Here is a 6783-nt window from a genome sequence, read left to right as displayed (position 1 = left end):
CAACCCGCCGCGCCGAACCCTGCGCAGGAGCTGGCCGCGATCCGGGCCGAGGGGCTGACCGGGCGCCAGCTGCGCATGGCGCGGCGCCTCGCGCAAAAGCACGGGCTGAGCCCGAGTTCCGATTTCGACGCCGTGCGCCTGCTGCGCGCCCGCGGGATCGACCCGTTCTCGCAATCCAACATGCTCGACATGATCGTCGCCGAGACGCTCCAGGGCCAGCCCGAGCCGGGCGCGGCGAACCTGCCCGCCACGACCCGCCCGGTTCAGCCGCCCGCGCCGCCCGCTCCGCCGCGACCGCTCAGTGCCGACGAACGCGCCGCCGAGATCATGAAGGTCCAGCGCGACATCGTGCGCCGCCGCCGCAAGCGCCTGATCCTCCTTGCCAGTCGGCTGGCCTTCTTCGTGCTGCTGCCCACCTTGCTGGTCGGTTACTACTTCTACCGCGTGGCCACGCCGCTTTATGCCACCAACACCGAGTTCGTGATCCAGAAGGCCGAGGGCGGTGCCGGTTCGGCCGGCGGGCTTGGAAGCCTGCTGGGCGGCAGCAGTTTCGCCACGGTGCAGGAAAGCATCGTGGTGCAAAGCTACCTCGAAAGCCGCGAGGCGATGCTGCGCCTCGACGAAGAGCTGGGATTCCGTCAGCATTTTTCCGAAGCACGCATCGACCCGCTTGTCAGGATCGCGCCCGATGCCGCGGTCGAGACCGTCTACGACACCTACCGCGACCAGCTGACCATCGGCTACGATCCGACCGAGGGCGTCGTGAAGCTGGAAATGCTCGCCGCCGACCCGCAGGTGAGCCAGGCCTTTTCCGAGGCGATGATCCGCTACGCCGAGGAACGCGTCGACCAGATGAGCCAGCGCCTGCGCGAGGACCAGATGGCCGGTGCGCGCGAAAGCTACGAGGATGCCGAGCGCCGCGTCGCCGAGGCACAGGCCCGCGTCCTCGCGCTGCAGGAACGGCGCGGCGTGCTCTCGGCCGAGGCCGAGGTTTCGGCGGTGTTCAGCCAGATCGGCACTTTCGAACTGGAGCTGCAACAGGAGCGGCTGCGCCTTGCCGAGATCCAGGCCGCGCGCAGCCCCAACGCGACGCGCGTCGAGGTGGCCCAGAACAACATCGCGCGGCTCGAGGCGCTGATCGCCGAATTGCGCGGCGGCCTGACCGAGGCGGATGCCGGCAACGCGTCGCTCGCCCGCGTCCAATCCGAGCTTCTGATCGCGCAGGCGGATCTTGAAACCCGGCAGATGATGCTGGCCCAGGCCCTTCAGGCGATGGAAACCGCCCGGATCGAGGCGAACCGCCAGTCTCTCTACCTGTCCATCGGGGTGTTTCCCGTCGCTCCCGACAAGGCCGCCTATCCGCGCGCCTTCGAGAACACCCTGCTTGCATTCTTCGTGTTCTCGGGCATCTACCTGATGGTGTCGATGACAGCGTCGATCCTGCGCGAGCAGGTCAGCACCTGAGCCCCCGACGGGGGCCGAGACGACCGGAAGGACACCCATGCAGATCGTGGAAACGGGCCCCGTGGCCTTTGGCAACGACATCCCCCTGACGGTCATCGCGGGCCCCTGCCAGCTGGAGGGGCGCGACCACGCGCTGATGATCGCCCGCGCCATGGCCGAGGCCTGCGCGGCGGTGGGGGCGGGCTTCGTCTTCAAGGCGAGCTACGACAAGGCCAACCGGACCAGCCTGTCGGGCAAGCGGGGCCTCGGCATGGACGAGGGGCTGGCGATCCTCGCGGACATCAAGGCCGAGCTGGGCTGCCCGGTGCTGACCGATGTCCACGGCCCCGAGCACTGCGCGCCCGCGGCCGAGGTCTGCGACATCATCCAGATCCCGGCCTTTCTCTGCCGCCAGACCGATCTCTTGCTGGCGGCGGGCGAGACCGGCGCGGCGGTCAACATCAAGAAGGGCCAGTTCCTCGCGCCCTGGGACATGAAGAACGTCGTGGCCAAGGTCGAGAGCACGGGCAACCGCCGTCTGCTTCTGACCGAGCGGGGGGCAAGCTTCGGCTACAACGCGCTGGTGGCCGACATGCGCTCGCTGCCCGAGATGATGAAGACGGGCTACCCCGTCATCATGGACGCGACCCATTCGGTGCAGCAGCCCGGCGGCCAGGGCGGCAGCTCGGGCGGGCAGCGCGAATTCGCGCCTGTGATGGCGCGCGCCGCCGTCTCGCTGGGCATCGCGGGCGTTTTCATCGAGACCCATGAAGACCCCGACCGCGCGCCCTCGGACGGGCCGAACATGATCCCGCTTGCGCAGATGCCTGCGCTGATCGACAGCCTGATGGCATTTGACCGGCTGGCGAAATCCGACCCGATCCGGCTGTGACCGCCCGCCCCGGTCCACCCGCCGGGGCGGGGGACGGGGCGGCGCTTGGGCCGCTGCGCTGGTCCGACTAGCCGCGCGCCGCGACGCTTGCCTGGTAGGCGTCAAGCTCGCCGATCAGCGCAAGGCCGGTCGGCGTCTCCAGGCGGGCGCAGAACTCGGCCCAGATCGCCCCGAAGGGCAGATCCCGGACTTCCTCGGTCACGGTCAGGCGGGTCGTGAAATCCAGCCTGTCCTCGGCCGCTCTCAGGCGCTCCCACGGCATCAGCAGCGCGCGCAGCAGCGCCTTTTGCATGTTGCGCACACCGATGACCCAGGCCGCCGTCCGGCTGATCGTCGCATCGAAGAAATCGAGCCCGATGAAGGTGCGGTCCAGCAGGTCCGCCCCTACCAGTTCCTGCGCCATGGCGAGGATATCGTCGTTTTGCAGGATGACGTGGTCGCTGTCCCATCGCATCGGGCGCGACACGTGCAACAGCAGCCGCGGGAGCGACAGGGCTACGGCGCTCAGCTTGTCCGCGATGCTTTCGGTCGGGTGGAAATGCCCCATGTCGAGGCACAGAAGGGTGCCCTTGCGGATCGCGTAGCCCATGTAGAATTCATGCGACCCGACCGTGCAGGCCTCGACCCCGATCCCGAACAGCTTGGACTCCACCGCATCGAGCATGTGCTCCGGGTCATGCGGCTGCGCCAGCATCGCATCGAGCGACGCCTCCAGCCGCTTGCGCGCGGCCATCCGGTCGATGGGGTTATCCTTGTATCCGTCGGGTACCCAGATGTTGTTGACGCAGGGGCTGCCCAGTTCGGCACCGATGCGCGCGGCGATGTCCCGGCTGCGCTTGCCGTGCTCGATCCAGAAGTCGCGGATGCCGGCATCGGGATGGGAGAGCGTCAGGTTGTCGTCGGCCCGCGCATGGGCAAAGAAGGTCGGGTTGAAGTCGAGACCGATGCCCTGGCTCCGGGCCCAGTCCACCCAAGGCGCGAAATGACGGTATTCGATCTCGTCGCGGTCCGGCGTCTCGTTCGTGTCCATGTACATGGCGTGGAGGTTCAGCCGGTGCCGTCCGGGGATCATCGCATAGGCGAATTCCAGGTCGGCCCGCAACTCGTCGGGCGTGCGGGCGCGCCCCGGATGGTTGCCGGTCGCCTGGATGCCGCCGCCCGAGGACCCGCTCTTCGCCTCGAAGCCGACAACGTCGTCGCCTTGCCAGCAATGCATCGAGATCGCCACGGTCTTCAGCCGCTCGATGGCGGCCTCGGTGTCCACGCCCCAGTCGGCAAAGGCTGCTTTCGCGCTGTCGTAGCTCATGTCGCTCCTCCCCTTCGGCGCGCGGTCAGCGCGTGAATGCCTGCACGTTGCCGGCATCGACATTCAGGATATTGCCGGTGGACTTGGCCGAGGTATCGGCCGCGAAGAAATAGCAGGCCTCGGCGATGTCTTCGGGCAGGACCGATCGCTTGAGCATCGAGCGCTGCCGATACATCTCCTCGAGGCCTTCCTTGTCCGTCCCGTAGGTCGTGGCGCGCTGGTCCAGCCACTCGCCCTCCCAGATCTTCGACCCCCGCAACACGGCGTCCGGGTTCACGACATTGACGCGAATGCCGGCCTCGGCCCCCTCGAGCGCGAGGCAGCGGGCAAGGTGGATCTCGGCCGCCTTGGCCGTGCAATAGGCCGAGGCATTGGGCGATGCGGCAAGCCCGTTCTTCGAGGCGACGAAGACGATGGCCCCCCCCATGTCCTGCACCCGCATCAGCTTGAACGCCTCGCGGCTGACGAGGAAATAGCCCGTGCCGAGGATGTCCATGTTCCGGTTCCACATCGCCAGCGTCGTCTCTTCGACCGGCGCCGAGGATGCGATGCCCGCGTTCGAGACGAGGATGTCGACGCCGCCGAATTCGACGGCCGTTTCGGCGAAGGCCCGCGCCACGGCCTCTTCGTCGGTCACGTCCATGACGACGGAGCGCACCACGTCCGTGCCGTGGCGCTGGACAAGGCTGGCCTGCGCCCGCTCGAGGTTGTCGGCGTTGATGTCGGCAAGCATGACACAGGCCCCTTCGGCCAGGTATCGCTCGGCCGTCGCCGCACCGATGCCCCCCGCGCCGCCGGTCACGAGGGCGACCCGGCCGGCCAGCGACCTGGGCTTGGGCATACGCTGCAGCTTGGCTTCCTCCAGAAGCCAGTATTCGATGTCGAAGGCCTCCTGCTCGGGCAGGCCCTGGTATTCGCCGACCGCCGAGGCCCCGCGCATCACGTTGATGGCATTGACATAGAACTCGCCCGAGATGCGCGCCGTGGCCTTGTCCCTGGCAAAGGTGATCATGCCCACGCCGGGCACGAGGTAGACGACGGCGTTGGGGTCGCGCAGCGCGGGGCTGTCTTCATGCCGGCAGCGCTCGTAATAGGCCGAGTAGTCCTTGCGATAGGCCTCGATCTGCGCGGGCAATCCTTCCAGAACGGTGTCGAGATCGCCGGACGCAGGATCGAAATTCACCACGAGGGGCCGGATCTTGGTGCGCAGGAAGTGATCCGGGCAGGAGGTACCGAGGGCCGCCAGCGGCTCCATGTCCTGCGCGTTCACGAAGTCCAGCACGGCAGGGCTATCGTTGAAATGGCCGACCATGTGCTGATTGCCGCTGACGAAGCCGCGGATGGCGGGCATCAGACGTGCAGCCACCGCGCGGCGCTCCGCCGCGGGCAGGGCCTCATGCCGGGGGCCGCCGAATGCCGGAACACGCGCCGTGCGCGCGTGCAGCCATTCAGTCGCGCGGTTGATCACATCGATCGTGGTGTCGTAGCAGTCCTTGGCGGTATCGGCCCAGGTAAAGAGCCCGTGGCTCTCCAGCACGACGCCGTCGGCCTCGGGGTTCTCGAGGCAGAATTCCTCGAGCCACAGGCCCAACTCGTAGCCGGGACGTTTCCACGGCAGCCAACCGATCCGGTCGCCGAAGATCTCCTGCGTCAGGGCCCGGGAGGTCTTCGAAGCCGCGATCGCAATGATCGCATCCGCATGGACATGGTCGACATGCTTGCGGGGCACGTAGGCATGCAGCGGCGTGTCGATGGAGGCGGCCCGCGGGTTCAGCCGAAAGGTGCAATGGGGCAGATAGCCAACCATCTCGTCCTCGAACGCGACCCCGCGGTAGAGCGATTTCAGGGCGCGCAGCTTGTCCATGTAGAGCGTCGCAAACCCGTCCATCTTGATCGAACCGATATCGCCGCCAGAGCCCTTCACCCAAAGAACCTCGACCTGGTCGCCCGTGAGCGGGTCCGTCTCCATGACCTTGGCCGACGTGTTCCCCCCGCCGTAATTGGTCACGCGCTTGTCGGACCCGAGGATGTTCGAGCGGTAAAGCAGCAGCTCCGACTCGCTCATGCCGAGCACGGCCTGAGCGTCCCAACGGTTCTCAAGCAGTGGGTTATCAACTGATTTCAACATGATGCGCTCCTGTAACGGTGGGCAAAGCCGCATTTCCCCTCGGCGGCAGGGTGATGTTGGCGCGGCAGTTTGTCAATCTTTAACGATCACTTCCAATCATGCTGCATCGCAGAATGATGGTTCGTGATTGTTTTTGATTGACGCATTTGGTGATTCTGGGCAGGGTCTCCAGTCAGGGAGGCACCGATGCACGAAAAAGAACGTCACAGGATCATTCTGTCCGCAGTCCAGGATCGGGCCGTCGTGACCGTGGTCGACCTGTGCAACCTGACCGGCGCGTCGGAAGCCACGATACGACGCGACATCTCGGCCCTGCACATGCAGCAAAAGGTCAGGCGCGTCCGCGGCGGCGTCGAGTCGATTCACCCTCCGCATTTCGTCGGGCTGGCCGGCCGCACCTTCGCGGTGAACGAAACGCTGAGGATCAAGGAGAAACGCGCCATCGCACGGGCCGCGGTCGATCTGTGCGACGATGGGGATCCGATCATCATCAATGGCGGCACGACGACCTTCCAGATGGTTCACCCGCTTGCGACACGGCGCTGCCAGGTGTTCACGAACTCCTTTCCCATCGCCGAGCACCTTCTGAAGCATTCTAAGAACACGGTGATGGTCTCGGGGGGCGCGATCTACCGCGAGCAGAACATCATCCTGTCCCCGTTCGAAAACGACGTGACCCGGAATTTCTATGCCCGACGCATGTTCATGGGCGCTCAGGGTGTCGGTCCGCTCGGCCTGATGGAGGCCGATCCGTTGCTGATCCAGGCCGAGGCGAAGCTGATCGGACAGGCCGACGAGCTTGTCGTCCTCGTCGACAGCTCGAAGTTCGAACAGCGCTCGAGCCTCGTGCTGTGCGGCCTGGACCGCATCTCGACGCTCATCACGGATGAAGGGATCTCGGACAAGGCGGCCGCGATGCTGGCCGCTGCGGACGTGAAACTGATCGTCGCCCAGTCCGGCGGCGCTCAAGAGGAGGAGGCCGCCTCGTGAATCAGCCTCGATCAATCGTCTCTT

At 66.3% G+C, this 6783-nt stretch carries 5 protein-coding genes; 3 read left to right on the top strand and 2 right to left on the bottom strand.

What is annotated here, in order from left to right; translation table 11 throughout:
- The coding region (locus tag QQK83_RS04265) for a KpsE/RkpR family capsule polysaccharide export protein (protein ID WP_284261992.1) at positions 1-1464 on the top strand (1464 nt) is incomplete at its 5' end.
- A gap of 37 nt (positions 1465-1501) precedes the next feature.
- Positions 1502-2335, top strand: coding sequence for a 3-deoxy-8-phosphooctulonate synthase (kdsA, locus tag QQK83_RS04260; RefSeq protein WP_284261990.1), 834 nt, complete (start codon positions 1502-1504; stop codon positions 2333-2335).
- Between the two features lie 67 nt (positions 2336-2402).
- Here the strand turns inward: kdsA and QQK83_RS04255 are convergent, their stop codons facing one another.
- Both QQK83_RS04255 and QQK83_RS04250 read right to left on the bottom strand, forming a co-directional pair.
- A complete protein-coding gene (locus QQK83_RS04255) occupies positions 2403-3641 on the bottom strand; it encodes an L-rhamnose isomerase (RefSeq protein ID WP_284261988.1) in 1239 nt (412 codons plus the stop codon).
- Between the two features lie 25 nt (positions 3642-3666).
- Positions 3667-5769: a bifunctional rhamnulose-1-phosphate aldolase/short-chain dehydrogenase gene (locus QQK83_RS04250; RefSeq protein ID WP_284261986.1), complete on the bottom strand. Its 2103-nt coding sequence runs from the start codon at positions 5767-5769 to the stop codon at positions 3667-3669.
- Positions 5770-5955: 186 nt separating this feature from the next.
- On the opposite strand from QQK83_RS04250, the gene QQK83_RS04245 reads away from it, so the two are divergent.
- On the top strand, positions 5956-6759 hold the full coding sequence (locus QQK83_RS04245) for a DeoR/GlpR family DNA-binding transcription regulator (protein ID WP_284261984.1): 804 nt from the start codon (positions 5956-5958) through the stop codon (positions 6757-6759).
- Positions 6760-6783: the final 24 nt, after the last annotated feature.

This window comes from Roseicyclus amphidinii (genome assembly GCF_030163755.1).
Taxonomy (GTDB): Bacteria; Pseudomonadota; Alphaproteobacteria; order Rhodobacterales; family Rhodobacteraceae; genus Roseicyclus; species Roseicyclus amphidinii.
The sequence above is the reverse complement of the archived record's forward strand: the minus strand, read 5'-3'. Positions and strand labels throughout refer to the sequence as shown.